This is a genomic window from Martelella sp. AMO21009 (genome assembly GCF_053484295.1).
In genome coordinates this window covers 104,664-124,255 of record NZ_JBAKFR010000002.1, presented here as the reverse complement: position 1 = coordinate 124,255, position 19,592 = coordinate 104,664, and the positions used below count along the sequence as shown (strand labels likewise).

At 63.8% G+C, this 19,592-nt stretch carries 15 protein-coding genes and 1 riboswitch; of the genes, 10 read left to right on the top strand and 5 right to left on the bottom strand.

Annotated features, from left to right (window positions below; translation table 11 throughout):
• Positions 1–288 precede the first annotated feature (288 nt).
• The 5 genes from V6766_RS02770 to V6766_RS02750 all read left to right on the top strand — a co-directional run bounded on the left by V6766_RS02770 (position 289) and on the right by V6766_RS02750 (position 6,412).
• Positions 289–3,420, top strand: a complete 3,132-nt coding sequence (locus V6766_RS02770) for a helicase-related protein (protein ID WP_448463899.1) — start codon at positions 289–291, stop codon at positions 3,418–3,420.
• Positions 3,421–3,425: 5 nt separating this feature from the next.
• On the top strand, positions 3,426–3,809 hold the full coding sequence (locus tag V6766_RS02765) for an RNA-binding S4 domain-containing protein (protein WP_448430420.1): 384 nt from the start codon (positions 3,426–3,428) through the stop codon (positions 3,807–3,809).
• A 178-nt stretch (positions 3,810–3,987) separates the two neighbouring features.
• Positions 3,988–4,326, top strand: a complete 339-nt coding sequence (gene fdxA / locus V6766_RS02760; protein WP_230720070.1) for a ferredoxin FdxA — start codon at positions 3,988–3,990, stop codon at positions 4,324–4,326.
• A 442-nt stretch (positions 4,327–4,768) separates the two neighbouring features.
• Positions 4,769–5,341 (top strand): CarD family transcriptional regulator, encoded by a 573-nt coding sequence (locus V6766_RS02755; protein WP_230720069.1) that lies wholly within the window; start codon positions 4,769–4,771, stop codon positions 5,339–5,341.
• 207 nt (positions 5,342–5,548) lie between these two features.
• The gene (locus V6766_RS02750) at positions 5,549–6,412 is read left to right on the top strand and encodes an RNA polymerase factor sigma-32 (protein WP_448463395.1); all 864 of its coding nucleotides are present in this window, start codon (positions 5,549–5,551) and stop codon (positions 6,410–6,412) included.
• Between the two features lie 17 nt (positions 6,413–6,429).
• Here V6766_RS02750 and V6766_RS02745 read toward each other — a convergent pair whose 3' ends face one another.
• The 4 genes from V6766_RS02745 to thiB all read right to left on the bottom strand — a co-directional run bounded on the left by V6766_RS02745 (position 6,430) and on the right by thiB (position 11,985).
• Positions 6,430–7,938, bottom strand: a complete 1,509-nt coding sequence (locus V6766_RS02745) for a M48 family metalloprotease (RefSeq protein ID WP_448463393.1) — start codon at positions 7,936–7,938, stop codon at positions 6,430–6,432.
• Positions 7,939–8,041: 103 nt separating this feature from the next.
• On the bottom strand, positions 8,042–8,689 hold the full coding sequence (locus V6766_RS02740; RefSeq protein ID WP_448463391.1) for a thiamine ABC transporter ATP-binding protein: 648 nt from the start codon (positions 8,687–8,689) through the stop codon (positions 8,042–8,044).
• Positions 8,690–8,703: 14 nt separating this feature from the next.
• Positions 8,704–10,314 (bottom strand): thiamine/thiamine pyrophosphate ABC transporter permease, encoded by a 1,611-nt coding sequence (gene thiP / locus V6766_RS02735; protein ID WP_448463897.1) that lies wholly within the window; start codon positions 10,312–10,314, stop codon positions 8,704–8,706.
• A gap of 660 nt (positions 10,315–10,974) precedes the next feature.
• The gene (gene thiB, locus V6766_RS02730) at positions 10,975–11,985 is read right to left on the bottom strand and encodes a thiamine ABC transporter substrate binding subunit (protein ID WP_448463389.1); all 1,011 of its coding nucleotides are present in this window, start codon (positions 11,983–11,985) and stop codon (positions 10,975–10,977) included.
• A 36-nt stretch (positions 11,986–12,021) separates the two neighbouring features.
• Positions 12,022–12,120, bottom strand: a riboswitch (TPP riboswitch).
• A 228-nt stretch (positions 12,121–12,348) separates the two neighbouring features.
• On the opposite strand from thiB, the gene V6766_RS02725 reads away from it, so the two are divergent.
• From V6766_RS02725 to V6766_RS02705, 5 genes are all read left to right on the top strand, one after another.
• Complete coding sequence (locus V6766_RS02725; RefSeq protein WP_448463387.1) at positions 12,349–12,786, top strand: FKBP-type peptidyl-prolyl cis-trans isomerase; 438 nt, start codon at positions 12,349–12,351, stop codon at positions 12,784–12,786.
• A gap of 374 nt (positions 12,787–13,160) precedes the next feature.
• Positions 13,161–14,780 carry a glucan biosynthesis protein gene (locus V6766_RS02720; protein ID WP_448463385.1) on the top strand — a complete coding sequence of 540 codons (1,620 nt, stop codon included), beginning with the start codon at positions 13,161–13,163 and terminating at the stop codon, positions 14,778–14,780.
• Positions 14,764–14,940, top strand: a complete 177-nt coding sequence (locus V6766_RS02715) for a hypothetical protein (RefSeq protein WP_448463383.1) — start codon at positions 14,764–14,766, stop codon at positions 14,938–14,940. Before V6766_RS02720 ends, V6766_RS02715 begins: the two co-directional genes overlap by 17 nt.
• Positions 14,941–15,014: 74 nt before the next feature.
• Positions 15,015–16,826: a glucans biosynthesis glucosyltransferase MdoH gene (mdoH, locus tag V6766_RS02710; RefSeq protein ID WP_448463381.1), complete on the top strand. Its 1,812-nt coding sequence runs from the start codon at positions 15,015–15,017 to the stop codon at positions 16,824–16,826.
• A 5-nt stretch (positions 16,827–16,831) separates the two neighbouring features.
• Positions 16,832–18,019, top strand: coding sequence for an OpgC family protein (locus V6766_RS02705; RefSeq protein ID WP_448463379.1), 1,188 nt, complete (start codon positions 16,832–16,834; stop codon positions 18,017–18,019).
• On the opposite strand, the gene V6766_RS02700 is transcribed toward V6766_RS02705, so the two are convergent.
• Complete coding sequence (locus tag V6766_RS02700) at positions 18,011–19,522, bottom strand: MDR family MFS transporter (RefSeq protein ID WP_448463377.1); 1,512 nt, start codon at positions 19,520–19,522, stop codon at positions 18,011–18,013. The two genes, V6766_RS02705 and V6766_RS02700, sit on opposite strands and share 9 nt — an antisense overlap.
• Between the last annotated feature and the right edge of the window lie 70 nt (positions 19,523–19,592).

The window sequence follows — 19,592 nt, the reverse complement described above, 5'->3', positions numbered from 1 at the left end:
CCGCGCGCAGTCCGTTTCCGCAATATCTAGCCGTGAACAAATCGGGAAAACGACAGAGTCAGCGATTCGTCTGTGATTCGTTCGCATCTGTTCCAAAACTTAACGGAACGGCGTTTTCGCAGCCGAAATCCGGAGGGCCCTCTTGCTTGTCGGCGATCGGCAGGCCATCTATAGGCGAGCGACCGCTGCGGGCCGATGGAGCCGGCTCGCGCGGATATGAAAGACCGTCGGGGGCGAGACTTTGGCCCCGGCCATATCATTCGGGACCGGACATTGAATTCTGAAGCAATGATCTTGAGCGGGCGCGGCGTTACCGCGATGCTCGGTCCGACCAATACCGGCAAGACCCATTTCGCGATCGAGCGCATGGTGGCGCATTCCTCCGGCGTCATCGGCCTGCCGCTGCGCCTTCTGGCGCGCGAGGTCTATACCCGCATCGTCGAGCGCGTCGGCGTCAACAATGTCGCGCTGATCACCGGCGAGGAGAAGATCGCCCCGCCGAAAGCGCGTTTCAGCGTCTGCACCGTGGAAGCCATGCCGCGCGAGGCCGATGTCGCCTTCGTCGCCATCGATGAGGTGCAGCTCGCCAGCGACATGGAGCGCGGCCACATCTTCACCGACCGCATCCTGCATCTGCGCGGGCGCGAGGAAACGCTGCTTCTCGGCTCGGCGACCATGCGGCCGATCCTGCAGAAACTGCTTCCCGGCATTTCCGTGGTCGAACGGCCGCGGCTGTCGCAACTGTTCTATGCAGGCCAGAAGCGGATCACGCGCCTGCCGCGACGCTCCGCCGTCGTCGCCTTTTCCACCGAGGAAGTCTATTCGATCGCCGAGCTGATCCGCCGCCAGCGCGGCGGTGCTGCCGTGGTGCTGGGCGCGCTTTCGCCGCGCACCCGCAACGCCCAAGTCGAGCTCTACCAGAATGGCGATGTCGAATATCTGGTGGCAACCGATGCGATCGGCATGGGGCTCAATCTCGATGTCGACCACGTCGCCTTCGCCCAGGACCGCAAGTTCGACGGACACCAATATCGCAATCTCAATCCCGGCGAACTCGGCCAGATCGCGGGCCGCGCCGGACGCCACATGCGCGACGGCACGTTCGGCGTCACCAGCCGGGTCGCGCCCTTCGATGATGAGCTGGTGGAGCGGCTGCAATCGCACCAGTTCGATCCGGTGCGGGTGCTGCAATGGCGTTCCAAGGCGCTCGATTTCACCTCGCTCGACAGCCTGAAGGCGAGCCTTGACGACGTGCCGCGCGTGCCAGGCCTGACGCGGGCGCTGCCGGCGGTCGACCAGCGCGCGCTCGAATTTCTGGCGCGCAACCCCGACGTTGCCGGCAAGGCCGACCGCCGCGCCCGGATCGAGCTTCTGTGGGAGGCTTGCGCGCTGCCGGACTATCGCCGGATCACGCCCGCCCAGCATGCCGAGCTGATCGCCTCGCTCTATCTCGACCTTGTCGAACATGGCACTGTGGACGAGGATTTCCTGGCAAAGCAGGTCAAACACGCCGATCGGATCGATGGCGAAATCGACACGCTGTCGGCGCGGATTGCCCAGATCAGAACATGGACTTATGTTTCGAACCGGCCCGGATGGCTTGCCGATCCGACACACTGGCAGGAAAAGACACGGAAAATCGAGGATCGGCTGTCAGATGCGCTGCATGAGAGGTTGACGAAACGCTTCGTTGACCGCAGGACATCTGTGCTGATGAAGCGCCTGAGAGAGAATGCGATGCTTGAAGCTGAAGTGAGCGTGAATGGTGATGTCTTTGTCGAAGGACATCATGTGGGGGAACTGGCGGGCTTCCGTTTCAAAGCCGTGTCCGGGGCCGAGGGTCCCGATGCCAAGGCGATCGAAGCGGCGGCGCTGAAGGCGCTGGCGCTGGAGTTCGAGGCGCGCGCCGCGCGGCTGCATGCCTCCGGCAATGGCGACCTGGCGCTTGATGCGTCGGGCACCGTGCGCTGGCTCGGCGATCCGGTGGCGCGGCTTGTCGCCTCCGACAACGTGTTGCGCCCGCGCGTGATCCTGCTGGCCGACGAGCAGTTGACCGGCCCGGCGCGCGATCATGTCGCAGCCCGCATCGAACGCTACGTCAATCACCAGATCCAGACCGTGCTGAAGCCGCTCGACGATCTCGCCAATGCCGAGGACCTCGAAGGTATTGCCCGCGGCCTCGCCTTCCAGCTTGTCGAAGCCTATGGCGTGCTGTTCCGCCGCGATGTCGCCAATGAAGTGAAGACGCTGGATCAGGATGCGCGCGCCTCGCTGCGCCGCTACGGCGTGCGGTTCGGCGCCTACCATGTGTTCATGCCGGCTCTACTGAAGCCCGCGCCGGCGGAGATGATCACGCTGCTCTGGGCGCTGAAGAATGACGGACTTGAGAAGCCCGGCTATGGCGACCTGATTTCGGTGCTGGCCGCCGGCCGCACCTCGGTCGTCACCGATCCGACATTCGAGCGTGAATTCTACAAGCTCGCCGGCTTCCGCTTCCTCGGAAAGCGCGCCGTGCGCATCGACATTCTCGAGCGTCTCGCCGACCTCATCCGCCCGCTGACGCAGTGGAAGCCGGAAGGCGGTTCGCCCCGGCCGGAAGGCGCGTTCGACGGCCGCCGCTTCGTCACCACGCCGGCGATGATGTCGATCCTGGGCGCCACCGCCGATGATATGGAGGAAATCCTCAAGGGCCTCGGCTATCGCGCCGATATCGCTTCGGAAGAAGAGGTCGCGACGCTTGCCGAAATCCAGGCCGCGCGCGATGCCGAAAAGGCCGCCCGCCAGGCCCCGAGCGGCGTGACTGTGGAAACCGTCGCCAAGAAGGCCGTTGCGGAAAAGCCGGTCGACGCCAAAAAGCCGACCGAAGAAGCTGTCGATTCATCGACGACGAGCGAGGAATCCGCTGCGGTCGAGTCGGCAGACAACGAAGCAGCCTCCCCGGCGGAAACGGATGCCGCCGAGGCTGAAACCGCGCAGCCGGCCGCCACGCCGGCTGAGGAACCGGCGAGCGCGGAAAGCGCCCCCGCCGCCGAAAAGGCGGAAGAGACCGGCGCGGCCACGGGCGAAGACAAGCCGGAAGAAGAGCCCAAGCCTGTCCTTCTCTGGCGTCAGGCCGGCCGCAATGAACGCAACGGCCGTCCCCAGCATGGCCGTGGCCAGCAGCGCGGCGAAGGCCGCGGGCGCGGACAGCAGGGCGGCCGCAAGGGCGGTGGCGAGGCCGGTGAGAACCGCGGCGACGGCGAGCGTTTCGGCAGGAACGACCGCGGCGGAAAGGGCGGCAAAGGCGGCAAGGGCCCGCGCCGCGACCGCAAGGACGATCACGCGAACCAGCGCCCGCCGCGCCGCGAAAAGGACAAGCCGATCGATCCCGATTCGCCATTCGCCAAGCTTGCCGCCCTGAAAGAGCAGATGAAGCGCTAAGAACCATGGACGAGGCCGCGGAAAAACAGCGCATCGACAAATGGCTGTTCTTCGCGCGCATCGTCAAATCGCGCTCGCTGGCGCAGAAACTGGTGCGCGACGGCCATGTCAGGCTCAACGGTTCGCGGGTGATCCGCCCGAGCGTCGATGTCGGCGACGGCGACAAGCTCGTCGTTGCGCTGGAGCGACGCGATGTCCACGTGATCGTGCGCGCGCCCGGCACTCGCCGGGGGCCGTTTGCCGAAGCGCAGACGCTCTACGAGGATATCAGCCCGCCGCCGGAAGCGCGTGAAAAGCTCAACGCCTTCGAACAGGCCCAGCGGGTGCCGGGCTCCGGCCGGCCGACCAAGAAGGAGCGCCGCGACCTTTCGAAACTGCGCGGCGACTGAATTGCCGGCGCGGGTTTGGAAAGTTCTACCCGTCGCGGCCCGGTTTCGAGCATGAAATAGTCTTGCCCGACCGTTTGAAAGCCGATACTCCCGGGCATAAGTTCATGGATGCGAAGCCCCAAGCGAGCCGGCTATCGGCTCCAACGGGCGCGCGCCGGCCGTTTTTCTGGAGTCTTTCATGACCTATGTCGTGACCGATAATTGCATCAAGTGCAAATATACCGATTGTGTCGAAGTCTGCCCGGTGGACTGTTTCTACGAGGGCGAGAATTTTCTCGTCATCCACCCCGATGAGTGCATCGATTGCGGCGTCTGCGAGCCGGAATGTCCCGCCGAGGCGATCAAGCCCGATACCGAGCCCGGCCTCGACAAGTGGTTGAAGCTGAACGCCGATTTTTCCGAATCCTGGCCCAACATCACCATCAAGAAAGAGCCGCTGCCCGAAGCGGAGGAGATGGATGGCGTCGAAAACAAATTCGAGAAATTCTTCTCCGACAAGCCCGGCGCGGGCGACTGAGCGTCGCGCCGACCGGCTTATTCCGGCATGCCCCGGTAATTGACGCATCGTCAACGACCGCAGTTTTTTTCCGGCGGGGGCACAATTTTGGGCTTGGCGAAGCGCGCCAATTCGGTTACGTGTCGGCCATGGACCACCCTCCCGCCGGTGACGATGCGTCACGGGTGCACGGCTCATTGATTTCTGCTGCGTGACATGCTATATAATTGGCACTGACCCATAAAACGGCAGCTTTGTCTTAAAAGCCGAAGAAAGAAATCAACCCAAACGTCGAATAATCGGAATTTTTGAGGGCCTTGCCTTCAGATCGGGATTTCGCGTCGCTTTTCGTTGCCCGTTCGATGGAAACAGTGGGTGGCAACCTCCGTTGCCCCACCCTCCGGATCATGCATGTCCGGAACCGGCGCCCGCCGGATGCGTAACAGGGAGTTTTTGAAAGCCTATGACAGTACAACAGAAAAAACCTGCCGGCCGCCACGGTTTCAAGCCCGGCGAGTCGATCGTCTATCCTGCCCACGGCGTTGGCACGATCAGCGCGATCGAAGAGCAGGAAGTGGCCGGCATGAAGCTCGAGCTTTTCGTCATCGAATTCGACAAGGACAAGATGCGCCTGAAGGTGCCGGTGGCCAAGGCCATGAGCATCGGCATGCGCAAGCTGTCGGAGACCGATTTCGTCGAGCGCGCGCTGAAGGTTGTGCAGGGCAAGGCCCGCGTGAAGCGCACCATGTGGTCGCGCCGCGCGCAGGAATATGATGCCAAGATCAATTCCGGCGACCTGATTTCGATCGCCGAGGTGGTCCGCGATCTCTATCGCGCCGAGAACCAGCCCGAGCAGTCCTATTCCGAGCGCCAGCTCTATGAGGCGGCGCTTGACCGCATGGCGCGCGAAATCGCCGCCGTCAACAAAATGTCGGAAACCGAGGCTGTCCGCCTGATCGAAACCCACCTTGCCAAGGGTCCCAAGCGCGGCAAGGCGGCGGAAGACGAAGACGACGCCCGCGAGGAAGCGGCCTGATCAAGGCGCTTTCAGCAGCGTATTGAATGAAAAATCCGGTCTTTTAGGCCGGATTTTTTTATGATCCAGCCCTTTGAACTGAAAAAATGAATTCCATGTTGAACTAAATGGCCCCGCTTTGCGTTGATCTTTTCGAGGAGCAACGGATGCGTTTGTCGTCCCGAAGCCCTCGTTGGCCCAAACAACGCGCCTTCCGGGAGCCACGCCATGGATATCGACGTACAGGACCACCGCATTGCCAGCGCAGCAATGGCAGCGCCTTATCTCTCACGCGAACAGGAAACCGAGCTCGCCACCCGCTGGCGGGTGAAGGATGACAGCGATGCGCGCGACGATATCGCCATGGCGCATCTGCGGCTGGTGGTCTCGATGGCCGGCAAGTTTCGCGGCTTCGGCCTTCCGAAGGCCGATCTGGTGCAGGAAGGCTATGTCGGCCTTCTGGAAGCGGCGGCCCGCTTCGATCATCAGCGCGGCGTCAGGTTTTCGACCTATGCAAGCTGGTGGGTCCGGGCCTCGATGCAGGATTACGTGCTGCGCAATTGGTCGATTGTGCGCGGTGGAACCAGTTCCACCCAGAAAGCGCTGTTCTTCAAGCTCCGTCGCCTGCGCGCCAAGATCGCCGCGCGCGACCGGAACATGAGCTCGCAGGCGATCTACGAAGAAATCGCCGCCAGCCTCGGCGTCTCGGTCTCCGACGTGCAGGTCATGGACGCCCGGCTTTCCGGCAATGACGCCTCGCTTCAGGCCCCCGTCGGCAATGACGGCGAGGAGGGCGCGGAGCGGATCGACCTTCTGGTTTGCGATGCGCCGCTGCCGGAAGAGCAGGTCTCCGGCATCATCGACGGCGAACGGCTTCATCTGCGGCTGAAGCGCGCGCTGACCAAGCTGACCGCCCGGGAAAACCGCGTGATCCGCGCCCGCAAGCTGGCCGACGACAGCGCCACGCTCGCCGAACTCGGCGCCGAGCTCGGCATTTCTAAGGAACGCGTGCGCCAGATCGAAAACCGGGCGCTCGAGAAGCTGAAGATGGCGATGACGTCGGAAAACACCGGGGAACTTGCGATCGCTTGACGGCGTTCACCCGCCCGCTACTGCGAAACGATCTTCACCGTTTCGCCGGCCGAGAGCGTTGCGCCCGGCGGCAGCGCGTTCAGCACCTGAAACAGCGCAAGCTTGCGGTTGGTCCCCATCATCTTCGCGGCGAGGCTGGCGACCGTGTCGCCCGGCTGAACGGTGACGATGCGAATTCTCAATGGCTTCAGATCGGCGGCCTCGGCGGGCGACAGCTTGCGGAACGAAGACCGCACGGAAAAGGCGGTATCCTCCAGCGCGCCGCTGCCGCGCGGCGCGGCGGTCAGCAGACGATAGATATCGCCGCCGTCGCGGATAACCGTGACATCGAACACCCAGTCGCCGGCAACCGCCTTCGCGGTCGCGGCCGGCATGCCGTTGACGGTGGTGGACTGGACCGAGCCATCGACCAGACCTGTCACCCAGCCGCTTCTGATATATTCCTCGAGATCGCGCCGGCCATTCGCCTTGACGCCATCGAAACGGATCGCGACATCGCCGGGACCGGTGGCGACCACCGCATTGGCCTTGTCCGTCATCACGAAACCGGGCGGCACCTGGAAGGCGATCTGCAGCTTGGGATGATAGAAATCGCGGTTGCGGATATAGCCCTGCTCCGGATTGCTGCCATAAAGCAGTCCGTTGATTCCGTTCAGGAAATAATCGCGTCCGACTTCCGAGGCGCCGACATTGTCGTAGAGCGCGGCCTGCTGGGCGGCGAGCTCGATACGGCGCGGCGTATTGGGATGGCTCGACAGGAAGTCGAGGCTTTCATTCTCCGCGCCAGCCGATTCATACTGCGCATAGGCCGCCATGGAGCGCAGGAACCGCGAGGCGGCATAGGGGTCGTAGCCGGCTTCCGCCAGCATGCGGATGCCGATCGCGTCGGCCTCCAGCTCCTGCTGGCGCGAGAAGGCGGCAAGGCGCATCTTGCCGCGCGCGGCGATCTGGTCGACTTCCGGATTGCCCGGCAGAACCTCGGAAATCACCTCATTGGAAATCGCTTCCGCTTCCTCGCGGCGTTGGCGCTCGATGCCGTGATTGGCGGTGACATGCGCCATCTCGTGCGATAGCACGGCGGCGATCTCGGAGGCATCAGTGGCAAGCGCCAGCAGTCCGCGGGTGACGTAGAGATAGCCGCCCGGCAGCGCGAACGCATTGATGCTGGGCGAATTCAGGATGGTGATCCGGTAGGTCTGGCGCGGATTTTCCGAAACGGCCGTCAACGCGCCGGCGACGCGCGCCACCAGTTTTTCCACCTGCGGATCGCGGTACTGGCCGCCATAAGTCTCGAGAATGCGCGGATGCTCGCGCGCGCCCATCGCCGCGTTCGGATCGTTGCGGGTCAGCGCGTCGACGGTCTGCTCGGCGCTTGCCGGTGTTTCCGGCAGGATGAAGAATGTGTCGTTGGTCTGGCACGAGGCAAGCCCCAGCGCCGCGATCAGTACGAACACGGATGGCCGCACTCCCGGCAGGAAGCGCCTGCGTCTGTCTTGCGTGAGGCCGCGGCCGACCTTATTCACCATGCCTGTCGCGTTCGGATGAACGCGTCCCTGATCACTGCGGTCCGGCGAAAGCCGCCCGGCGCCTGTTTTACTTTATCATATTTGTCGTTTCGTGCGCCAAGGGTCAATAGCGCGCGGAAAGTCGCCCGTTCTCGACAACCAGCCGGTGGTCGGCGATCGCCTCCACCTCGTCCGGCTCGTGCGAGACGATAACGACGGTATTGCCGGATTCGCGATGAAGTTCAAGCAGAAGCCTGCCCATCTCACCGCGCATTTCGGGATCGAGCGCCGCGAATGGCTCGTCGAGTAGCAGAACCGGCCGGTCGCGCACCAGTGCCCGCGCAAAGGCGGCGCGCTGGCGTTCGCCGCCCGATAATGTCGCGGGCTTGCGCCCGTCATAGCCTTCAAGCCCGACCCGTTTCAACGCGTCGCGCACTTCCTCCCGTCCGGCCTCGTCGAGCCTCAGCGCCGGGTCCAGGCCGAGGCCGACATTGGTGAAGATATCGAGATGGGCGAAAAGGTTGTTTTCCTGAAACACCACCGTCACCGGCCGCCTCGAAACATGAAGCCCGTTCATCCGCTCGCCGGCAATAAGGATTTCGCCGCTGTCGGGCTTTTCGAAACCGGCGATCAGGTTGAGCAGCGTCGTCTTGCCGGAGCCGGAGCGGCCGGTCACCGCGCTCACCTTCGCGCCCTCGATCTGGCCGTCGAAGCGGAAATCCTTGTCGCCGAGCCTCAGGGCAACATCGTCAAGCGTGATATCGACGGGCATGGTTGCTTTCCCTTTCATCGCGCGGCCTGCCGGCGGGTGCCGACGACCATCAGGATAAGGCAGATCGCGCCGAGGATCAGCGCGAGCCCGTTGGCATCCGCCGTGCGGTAACTGCCGAGCCGGCTGTAGAGCAGCCAGGGCAGCGTGGTGAGATCATCGCCGCCGAACAGCGCCACGGCGCCGAGATCGCCGAGCGACAGCGCCATGGCGAAGGACAGCGCGGTCAGAAGCGGACGTTTGAGCCCCGGCCAATCGACAATGCGCAGCCGAGAGAAACCGGAAAGACCGAGACTTGCCGCAAGCCGCGCGGTGCGCGCCCGGTGAACCGCGATTGCCGGCTGCAGCACCCGCAGCACGAAGGGCAACGCCATCAGCGCGTTGATGCCGGCAACCACCAGCGGCGCGGCCGCATCGGTCAGCCCGAAGGGGCGCAAGAGCAGGAACCAGCCGGTGCCCAGCACGATCGGCGGCACCAGCAGAACCAGCGATCCCATCGCCGCCATCGTTGCGCTGAAACCCTTCTCGACAGCGCTCGGACGTTTTGCCGCAGCCACCGCGCCGGTCGCGGCAATGAAGGCGAGCGCCACGAGAAGCGAGAGCAGCGCCGCGCCAAGCGCTATCGCAAGACTGGTCGCCGTCGCCCGCAGAAAAATCCGTTCGCCGAGCAGCTTGATGAGGTCGGCCTCGATGCCCTTGATGACGATCATGGCGAGCGGGAGCGCGAGGGCAACCGTGAACAGCGCGATGATGCCGGCGTCGGCCAGCGCCTTGAACCGGCCCGCGCCATCCGGGCGGGCAATGGCGGTGTCGGCGCTGGTGCCGGGATCGTCGGCCTTGGGCAGAAAGGCGAGCGCGATCAGCACCAGGCCGGTCAGCGCGATCTGCATGCCTGCAAGGGCGACGGCGCGGGCGGGATTGAAATCGAAGCGCAGCGCCTGATAGATCGCGACCTCGATCGTGGTCGCCGCCGGTCCACCGCCGAGAATGAGCACCAGCGTGAACGAGGTGGCGCACAGCATGAAGATCAGCCCGGCGACGCCGGCGATCAGCGGCGCGATCACCGGCCATTCGACAAAGCGGAACACCGCGCGGCCGGGCATGGCGAGCATCGCCGCCGATTTGAAATATTCCTGCGGCACCCGCTCCAGCCCCGCCAGAAACAGGCGGGCGGCGAGCGGCAGGTTGAAATAGACATGGGCCAGCAGAATGCCCTGCAGGCCGTAGATCTGGAGCGGCCGGCCGAGGCCCGCCAGCGTCAGCAGATCGTTGAATATCCCCTGCCGGCCCCAGATGCCGATCAGTCCCAGCGCGCCGATCAGCACCGGCAGGCCGAGCGGCACCGCCATCAGCCGCACGATCCAGAGCCGGCCCGGAAAATGCGGCCGCCGCGCCAACGCCAGCGCGACCGGAATGGCCAGCGCCACCGAAATCAGCGTCGACAGCGTGGCCTGCCACAGCGTGAAACGCAGGATGCGCCAGACATAGGGCTCGTCGAACACCGCGATAGAAGCCTGCAGCCGTCCGAAGCCGGAGAGCGCGACAATGGCGATGGCGATAAAGCCGATCACGCCGGCGAGGGCTGCGATGCCGTAGCCATAGCTGCGGCGGCGTTCGGAGGAGGACATCAGCACGGGGCGGCCCTCTCGCTCAGGCGCAGGCGGGCGGGTGGGCCCGGCGGCGTCTGGATGGGAAAGCGGCGAGCCGCCGTGGAGCCAGCCCACGGCCTCGGCTATAAAGGAGTGGGTCTGTTGCATGCAGGTGCGGCGTCTTGCTCCCAATATTCTCTCCCGCTGGCGGGAGAGATGCCCCGAAAGGGGCAGTGAGGGTGGCGGGGCATTTCAAATTGTGAGAGCGGTCGCGGTGATAGGCTCCCCCCTCACTGTCGCTGTCGCGACATCTCTCCCCTCCGGGGCGAGAAGGTTTGGGGGCTATGCGGCATGGTTCGCCGCAGTATGCTGGAGGTGAGGCAATGTCACGCACCCACCGCTCAGCCAGCCCACCACCTCGCCTATAAAGGAGCGGGTCTGTTGCTTCGGGGCGCGGCACCTTGCTCCCAATACTCTCTCCCGCTGGCGGGAGAGATGCCCCGAAAGGGGCAGTGAGGGTGGCGCGGCATCTCAAAACGTGAGGGCGTTCGCGGTGATAGACTGCCCCCTCACTGTCGCTGTCGCGACATCTCTCCCCTCCGGGGCGAGAAGATTGGGGGGCTCTGCGGCGCGGTTCGCCGCACTGCGCCAGAGGCGAGGTAGCCTCGCGCCCTCGCCTCACCGCCGGACCTATCGCTCTCACCGCGCGCTCATGGCGTTCAGCCATTCGTCGATCCATTTCTGGCGGTTTTCAGCGACGACGTCGGGGGCAAATTGCAGGGTCTTTTGCGGCTTCACGGCGTTTTCGAAGGCGGCGGGCAGCGGCTCGCTGGTCGCGGCCGCCGGCATCATCCAGTTATGGGTCGGGATCGCGTCCTGGAAGCCGGGGGTCAGGATGAATTCGAGGAAGGACCTTGCAAGGTCGGGATCATCGGCCATCGTCGTCATGCCGGCGACCTCGATCTGGATGTAAAGCCCGTCCTTGAAATCGATCGCCCTGTAGCGGTCGCTCCCCTCCTCGATCTCGTGATAGGCCGGCGATGTGGTGTAGGACAGCACCATAGGCGCCTCGCCGCTGGTGAACAGCCCGTAGGCCTCCGACCAGCCCGGCGCGACCGTCAGGATACGGTCGGAGAGTTTTTCCCATTGGGCGGCGGCGTCATCGCCATAGACCGATTTCATCCACAGCAGCATGCCGAGGCCCGGCGTGGAGGTGCGCGGATCCTCGATCACCAGTTTCTGGTCGGCGGGGCCGTTCACCAGTTCGTCGAGCGTTGTCGGCGGGTTGTCGATGCTTTCGGTGTCGTAGACGATGTCGAACCAGCCGTAATCGAAGGGCACGAAGATATCATCGGAAAAGCCGCCAGGAATATCGGCCGCCTCGGTCGAGACGCCGGATTTGGCGAAGAAGCTGGTTTCCTTCGCCTCGTGGATGAGGTTGTTGTCGAGGCCGAGAACGATATCGGCCGGGCTCGACTGGCCTTCGAGCTTCAGCCGGTTGAGGAGCGCAACGCCGTCCTCGACGCTGACGAATTTCAGCGTGCAGTCGCAGGTCTTCTCGAAGGCGTCCTTCACCACCGGCCCCGGGCCCCATTCGGCATCGAAACTTTCATAGGTATAGACGGTGAGGACCTTGTTCTCCTGAGCGCCCGCCGGCAGCGCCGGAAGGGCCGCAAGCGCGAGAATGGCGATGGTCGTGCGATAGGTCATGACGCCTCCTTGTGTTCGGTAACTGAGGGGAAAACGGCGTCCTGCGCGTCTAATCCCTCCGCCGGTGCTAGCCGGATCAGGTTCTTCGGGTTGGCTCAAAGCCTCTCAGCGAAAATCGCACCCCGTTAGAGCTGACCAAACACCTATCGCGGCGGTCCCGGCATTTCAAGTGGCGCGCGATTTGAAAAAACGGCCCGGAAGCATTAGGTAAAGGGCTTGTCCGGCGCGCCGGACGAAAAGTCGGTCGTCATGCGAAATAAAGTGTGTCGGCTCATCCTTCAGGGGCGAAAGCACTCTGGAAAACCGAAAACGGCGCGGCCGATCTCGGCCAGCGTGCAGTGTTTCAAGGAAGGAGCACACGAGATGACAGAAGCAAAAGCGGGCGATACCGTTCGTATTCACTACACCGGAACCCTTAATGACGGTTCGACCTTCGACAGTTCCGATGGCCGCGAGCCGCTGGAATTCACCGTCGGCGCCGGCCAGATCATTCCCGGCCTCGACCGCGAGATCGCCGGCATGAATGTTGGCGACAGCCGCGACGTGAAGGTCGATTCCAGCGAAGCCTATGGCCCCCATGACCCGCAGAAGGTGCAGGTCGTGCCGCGCTCCGCCATGCCGCAGGAAGTGGAAGTTGCCCCCGGCATGCAGCTTCAGGCGCGCACGCCAGATGGCCAGACCGTGCCGCTGATCGTGACCAAGGTCGAGGAACAGGAAGTCACCGTTGACGCCAATCATCCGCTCGCGGGCCAGGATTTGAATTTTGCGGTGGAACTGGTCGAGATCGTGAAGGCCGCCTGATCAGGGCCTGCCGCACGGGTTTTCCGACTATGTGAAAATATTGCGGCGCGAAGGTGGCACATTGCCATGATTTTGCCATTCTTTGGCTGAATGGCTTTGCTAATAATGGGCTGGTACGCAAAAGTGTGTGTCAGCCCTTTTTGGTGAGCCATCCTCATGCCGGATTCCCGGAACGTCTATTTTATCGATCGAAAATATTCTTCTTCAGCGATGGAACCGAAACGGGCCTGCCTCGTTTGTGACTCGTCCGCGCCCGTCTGGCGCCGGGCATTCGCGCAACCGCGCCTGCGCGCTTCCGGCGGGCGAAGGGAATGAGTATGCTGCTCTGCACCATTTCATTTTATCTATCCATTTAAAGCCAACGGGATTTACGCATGAAGAGACGAACCTTTCTGGCCCAGACCGCGGTCGGCGCGCTCGCTCTTTCGGGGGTGGGCGGCAAGGCCTTCGCGCAGCAGGCGGTCGAGCCGGGAAAGATGCCGGAAGCCAACGCAACGGTCGAGGCGTCAGCGCCGCCTCCTGACGCGTTCAATTTCGACACGCTTACCGAACAGATGAAGGCCAAGGCCGGGGAGGCTTACGAGGAGCCCTCTCAGGAGGTCCCCGAACCGTTCCGGGACCTTCAATATGATGATTACCGCGCGATCCGCTACGATCCCAACAAGGCGATCTGGCGCGACCAGTCCGATTTTCAGCTTCAGGCCTTCGCGCTCGGCTGGCTGTTCAAGACGCCGGTTGATATCTACGAGGTCGCCGACGGCGTTGCGCAGAAGCTCGAATTCACCGGCGATGACTTCATCTACCGCGCGCCGCTGGACGTCGAGCAGTTCCACGGCGTCAAGCTGCCAGGGGTCGCGGGCTTCCGGATCAACTATCCGCTGAACCGGTCGGAGGTCTCCGACGAGCTGATCTCGTTCCTGGGTTCGTCCTATTTCCGCGCGCTCGGCCAGAACAATCTCTATGGCCTTTCGGCGCGCGGCCTTGCGATCAACACCGCGACCAGCCAGGGCGAGGAGTTTCCGCGCTTTTCCGCCTTCTACATCATGCGGCCGGGCACGGAGAAGGACAAGATCACCGTTTTTGCGGCGCTTGATGGTCCGAGCGTGACCGGCGCCTACCGTTTCGTGATCACGCCGGGCAAGAATACGCGCATGGATGTCACCGCGCGACTCTTTTTCCGGAACGATATCGAGCGTCTCGGCGTTGCCCCTATGACTTCCATGTTCCTGTTCGGTCCCGCCAACCATCATGCCTTTGATGATTATCGGGAGCGGGTCCACGACAGCGAGGGTCTCAAGATCGTGCGTGCCGACGGCACCGAGCTTTGGCGCAATCTGCAGAATGCCAAGACGCTCGCCAATTCGTTCTTCGGCGAAACCAATCCGCGGGCGTTCGGCCTCTACCAGCGCCATCGCGCGTTCGAGGATTACCAGGACGCCGAGGCCCATTACGAGCGGCGGCCGTCGCTTCTGGTGGAGCCGGCCGGAAACTGGGGCAAGGGTACGATTTCGCTGGTCGAGATCCCGACCGATAAGGAAGTCAACGACAATATCGTCTGCTTCTGGCAGCCGGAAGCGCCCGCCAAGAAAGGCGGATCGGCCGAGTTTGGCTACCGGCTGACCTGGGGCGCGATCGAGGAAGACCAGGCCCGGCTTGCCCGCGTCATCGATATCCGCAGCGGCGAGGGCGGCGTGTCCGGTGTGGCCAATGACAATGACGACGTGCGCAAGCTCGTGGTCGATTTCGCCGGCGGCCCGCTGGATGACATGGCGGCCGGCTCGGAACTGCAGGAACGCCTGCACATTACCAATGGCGAGGTCGCACATTCCACGGTCTCGGCGATCAGAGGTCAGGGAGTCTGGCGTCTGGCAATCGATATCAAGCCCGCCGGCGATGCGCCGGTGGAAATTGTCGGGGCGCTGACGGACGGCAGCCGCGACGTGAGTGAAATCTGGTTATATCAGTGGAGAAAAGGCGATGACCAACCAAATTGACGGGTCGGATCAGCACATGGAATTCAGCCGGTTTCTGCCGGCGGCCGCGCCGCTTCCCATGCCCGAGCAGCTTCTCGAGCGCCCGCGCCGTCGCGGCGTGATCGCCACGATCCTGTCGCCGGTTCTCGTGTGGCAGCGCCCGCGCTCGGCGCGGCTCTAGAAACCGGAAGGTAACTTTTCCGGGTGGCCTCCCGTTTTCAACGGCGAGGCCCGCAAGGACTAAAGGGATAACCGATGCTGGCCTTCAGACGGACCTTTTCGATCGTATTCGCCGCAATCATCGCGATTGCGGCGTCGCGCATCGCGATGGACGTTTTCTTCGCCGACGGCGCCGACTGGGTCGACTTCGTGCGGATCGCGCTATGTGCCGCGACCGCCGCGTGGATCGCCTGGGGCGCCGCACTCGGGATTGGCGGCCTGATCGGCCGCAGGTTCAAGACGCCGCCGCGCGCCTCGCTTGCCGAAAGCGGCCAGGCGGCAAAGACAGCCATCCTGATCCCGGTCTATAACGAGGATCCCCGCGCGACGTTCTCGTCGGTCGCCGCCATGGCGCATTCGCTGGCGCAAACGCCTTATGCCGGGCTTTTCGATATTGCCATTCTTTCCGACAGCCGCGATCCCGATGTGATCGCGCAGGAGGAGGCGTGGTTCCTCACCCTCCATGCCGATATGCCGCGCGGGATCGACGCATATTATCGCCGCCGCACCGACAATAGCGGCAAGAAAGCCGGCAATATCGGCGATTTCGTCCGCCGCCACGGCGCGCGCTACCCCTATATGCTGATCCTCGACGCCGACAGCCTGATGGAAGGCGAGACGATCGTTGAAATGCTGCGCCGGATGGAAGCCGAGCCGCGGCTCGGCCTCTTACAGACGCTGCCCAAGATCATCGCGTCGAAGACCTGGTTTGCCCGCGCGCTGCAGTTTTCCGCCGGACTGTTCTCGCCGATGTTCACCCGCGGCCTTGCCCGTATCCAGGGCGAGGAAGGCCCGTTCTGGGGCCACAACGCCATGGTGCGCACCAATGCCTTTGCCGAAAGCTGCGGCCTGCCGGCGCTTTCCGGCGCGCCGCCCTTCGGCGGGCATATCCTGAGCCACGACTATGTCGAGGCGGCGCTCCTCAGGCGTCAGGGCTGGATCGTGCGGGTCGACCCGGATCTTGAGGGCTCCTATGAGGAAGGGCCGCAGAACGCGATCGACTATGCCAAGCGCGACCGCCGCTGGTGCCAGGGCAATCTTCAGCATATCCGCTTGCTGACAGCGCCTGGCCTTCATGGCTGGAACCGGTTCACCTTTCTCCAGGGCGTGATGGCCTATATCAGTTCGCCGCTGTGGATGGCCTTCATTGCCGCCTCGATCGTCGCGCCCCTGTTTGCGCCAGCGATCGACTACTTTCCGAGCCCCTATCTGCCGGCGATATTTCCGCGCGCCGAGACCGCGCTCGCGGTGACGCTGCTGGTCGGCGTCGGCGGGCTTCTGATCGGGCCGAAACTGCTGATCGCGCTGCGCGCCGGGCTTTCCGGCGAGGCGCGCCGTTTCGGCGGATTTTTCCGGGTCTTCCTGTCCACGCTCGCGGAGATCATCTGGTCGTCGCTGCTTGCGCCGATCACGCTGATGTATCAAAGCCGCTCGGTGATGCAGGTGATCTTCGGTATGGATGGCGGCTGGCCGTCCTCCGACCGCGAAGGCCAGACGCTGAAATTCGGCGAGGCCTTCCGCGCCAGCTGGTGGATCGTGCTGACCGGCATTCTGACGCTCGTGGGCTCGTGGACGCTCGCGCCGGACCTGTTCTGGTGGCTGACGCCGATCGCCGGTCCGCAGATCATTGCCCCGCTGCTGATCGCCGCAAGCTCATCGCCGGCGAGCGGGCGGTTCGCCTATCGCTGCCAGCTGTTCCGCACCCCCGAGGAACTGGCGCGTCCGGCCATCGTCAGGGAACGCGACCGCGTTCTTGCGCGTTGGAAGGAGAGACCCGCTGTTGACCGGGAGACCGCCGCGCCGAGGACGGATGCAATCGAGCCCGCCTTTTCGGCCGCGCAGGGATAACGCCTTTGGACGCTAACAGGAGCAAGGCCGCCGCCCCGGCGGCCACGGTGAAAAGCAAGCGCGACCCGCGCCTGGATGTTCTGCGCGGTCTGGCGCTGATCATCATCTTCATCGACCATGTGCCGGAGAACCTCTATTCGTTCTACACGATGCGGATGTACGGATTTTCCGATGCCGCCGAAGCCTTCGTGCTGATCTCGGGCATTTCCGCCGGCCTTGCCTATAGCGGCCGGTTCGTCGCCGGTTCGCTGATGGAGACGGCCAAACGCATCTGGCGGCGGGCGGGTACGATCTATGGCGCGCATGTGTTTTCCACACTTGTCGTGCTGGCGCTTGCGACGCCGTTTCTGGTGCGTTTCGGCATGGAGGAATTCGCCGAGCTAAACGGGCTGTCATGGCTGTGGGAACAGCCGATCGCCACGATTGCCGGCTCCGCCCTGCTGACCTATCAGGTCAGTTATTTCAACATCCTGCCGCTCTATATCGTGCTGTTTGCGGCCCTGCCGGCGCTGCTATTGCTGGGCAGGCGCAGTATCGGCCTGATGCTGTCGGTCTCTTTCGCAATCTGGCTGGTGGCGCGCTATTTCGAGGTCCGGCTCCCGGCCTATCCGGCCGACTGGGCCTGGTTCTTCAATCCGTTCTGCTGGCAATTGCTGTTTGCGATCGGGCTTGCGGTTGGCATCGCCAACCGGCGCGGCAAGGCGCTGGTCGCGTTCCACTCCGCGCTTTACGCCGCGTCCGTCGCCTTCGTGGTCTATTCGGTGTGGTGGCGGCTGATCGGGGAGTATAATTTCCCCTTCCCCGCCTTCATGCCGGAATTCATCGCCGATACCAGCAAGGAATGGCTCAGCCTGCCCCGTATCGCCCACATTCTGGCGCTCGCCTATATCGTGGTCTACATGCCGGGGCTCAAGCGTTTCCTGTCGCTGCCGGTCTTCGAGCCGATCAATGTCATGGGTCGGGCGAGCCTTGCCACCTTCGTGACCGGGTCGCTGACCGCCTTCGCGTTTCAGATCCTGCGCGAAATGACCGGAATCACCCTCCTGGGAGATAGTATGTTGCTGCTGGCGGGCATCGCGATCCAGTATTTCGCCGCCCGCACCGCACTTGCCCGCGCCGGCAAGGCCAAGGCGGCTGTGATACCGCCCGCGATCACGCCACCGCCGGAGGCCGCCATCAAGCGGTCAGGCTGATTCCGCAGCCTGCGCCGGCGCGCCAAGGAGCACGGGTCGCAGCGCAAGGGCTGCGACAAGACCGACCAAACAGACGGCGGCTGCAAACATGAACAGCATGGTGAATGTATCGCCGTATCCGCCGATCGCCAGCGCGCGGGCGGGTTCCGGCAGCGCGGCAATGCCTGTCGGCGAAAGCTCGGTAAGCGCGCCGACGCCCGGAATGGGCGCGGAACGGCCGAGGCCATGGGCCAGGATCGCGCCGTAGATGGAAATGCCGGCCGACGCGCCCACCATGCGCGACAGCGTCACCGTGCCGGTGGCCGCTCCGACATCGCCCCCGCGCGCGGCGTTTTGAACGCCCAGCACCGGCACCTGCTGGCCGAAGCCGATGCCGAGCCCGTGCAGGCCGAGGATCAGCGCCATCAGCGCCAGCGGGGCGGAAACGGCAAACAGCGAAAGCGTCACAAAGGCCAGCGTCGAGAGCGACAAGCCGAGAACGGCAAGCGGCCGGTATCGTCCGGTGATCGACATCAGCCGCCCGCCGGTGAGCGCGCCGACAGCAAGACCAATGGTAACCGGGATGAAGAACAGGCCCGCGGCCGTCGGCGAAAGCCCGTGAACGGTCTGCAGGAACAGAGCGAGATAATTGACCATGCCGATGGCGATGCTGCCGCTGGTGATCGAGACGATCAGAAGCAGCACGACGGTGCGGTTTGAAAACAGCGAGAGCGGGATCATCGGCTCGGGCGCGCGCCGCTCCACCATCACCCACACGCCGGTGAGCACGGCGACCGCGGCCACCACGCCAAGGCTTGCCGGCGACAGCATCGAGCCGAAGATTTCGCCGGAATCGCACCACAGCACGATCCCCGTCACCATCAGCGCCAGAAGCAGCGCGCCGGCGAAATCGATCGTCGGCTTGCGCCCGGTCTTGCGGTTGGGCAGCAGAATGTGGAGGCCCGCCAGCACGATCAGCCCGACCGGCAGGTTGACGAGAAAGATCGAGCGCCAGCCGAAGGCGGCCGTCATCGTGCCGCCGAGGATCGGGCCGAGCGCGCCCGACGTCATCAGCACGAGGCTGGCATAGCTCTGATATTTGGCCCGTTCGCGCGCGGGAAACAGGTCGGCGTTGAGCGAGAAGATCGACACCATCAGCCCGCCGCCGCCGAAACCCTGGAGAACGCGCGCGGCAATCAGCGTGTTCATCGAGACCGCGAGACCGCAGGTTAGCGATCCGACCAGAAAGATCACGATCGCCGCCATCAGCACATATTTTCGCCCGATAAGATCGCCAAGCTTGCCGTAGATCGGCATCACCGCGCAGGAAGCCAGCAGATAGGCGGAGGCGACCCAGCCGAAACGTTCGACGGCGCCGAACTCGCCGACGATCGTCGGCAGCGCGGTGGAGACGATCTGGTTGTCGAGGGTCGCCAGGAACATCGACATCAGCAGGAACAGGAAGGCAATGACGCGACGGCGCGGATGCTCGACCAGCGAGACGAACTGGCTCTGTTGGTCCATGGGCGGGGCAGTCTCGGTGGAGCGCATCGCCGATACATGTGCTGAAAGCAAGTATTTGTCAACAGCATGG

What these genes read in the sequence shown, in the direction of transcription:
- thiP (WP_448463897.1), bottom strand. Translation starts at nt 10,314, where the DNA reads ATGTCCTCCTCCGAACGCCGCCGCAGCTATGGCTACGGCATCGCAGCC.
- V6766_RS02715 (WP_448463383.1), top strand. Translation starts at nt 14,764, where the DNA reads ATGACCAACCAAATTGACGGGTCGGATCAGCACATGGAATTCAGCCGG.
- V6766_RS02770 (WP_448463899.1), top strand. Translation starts at nt 289, where the DNA reads ATGATCTTGAGCGGGCGCGGCGTTACCGCGATGCTCGGTCCGACCAAT.
- mdoH (WP_448463381.1), top strand. Translation starts at nt 15,015, where the DNA reads ATGCTGGCCTTCAGACGGACCTTTTCGATCGTATTCGCCGCAATCATC.
- thiB (WP_448463389.1), bottom strand. Translation starts at nt 11,985, where the DNA reads ATGACCTATCGCACGACCATCGCCATTCTCGCGCTTGCGGCCCTTCCG.
- V6766_RS02745 (WP_448463393.1), bottom strand. Translation starts at nt 7,938, where the DNA reads ATGGTGAATAAGGTCGGCCGCGGCCTCACGCAAGACAGACGCAGGCGC.
- V6766_RS02750 (WP_448463395.1), top strand. Translation starts at nt 5,549, where the DNA reads ATGGATATCGACGTACAGGACCACCGCATTGCCAGCGCAGCAATGGCA.
- V6766_RS02765 (WP_448430420.1), top strand. Translation starts at nt 3,426, where the DNA reads ATGGACGAGGCCGCGGAAAAACAGCGCATCGACAAATGGCTGTTCTTC.
- V6766_RS02755 (WP_230720069.1), top strand. Translation starts at nt 4,769, where the DNA reads ATGACAGTACAACAGAAAAAACCTGCCGGCCGCCACGGTTTCAAGCCC.
- fdxA (WP_230720070.1), top strand. Translation starts at nt 3,988, where the DNA reads ATGACCTATGTCGTGACCGATAATTGCATCAAGTGCAAATATACCGAT.
- V6766_RS02700 (WP_448463377.1), bottom strand. Translation starts at nt 19,522, where the DNA reads ATGGACCAACAGAGCCAGTTCGTCTCGCTGGTCGAGCATCCGCGCCGT.
- V6766_RS02720 (WP_448463385.1), top strand. Translation starts at nt 13,161, where the DNA reads ATGAAGAGACGAACCTTTCTGGCCCAGACCGCGGTCGGCGCGCTCGCT.
- V6766_RS02725 (WP_448463387.1), top strand. Translation starts at nt 12,349, where the DNA reads ATGACAGAAGCAAAAGCGGGCGATACCGTTCGTATTCACTACACCGGA.
- V6766_RS02740 (WP_448463391.1), bottom strand. Translation starts at nt 8,689, where the DNA reads ATGCCCGTCGATATCACGCTTGACGATGTTGCCCTGAGGCTCGGCGAC.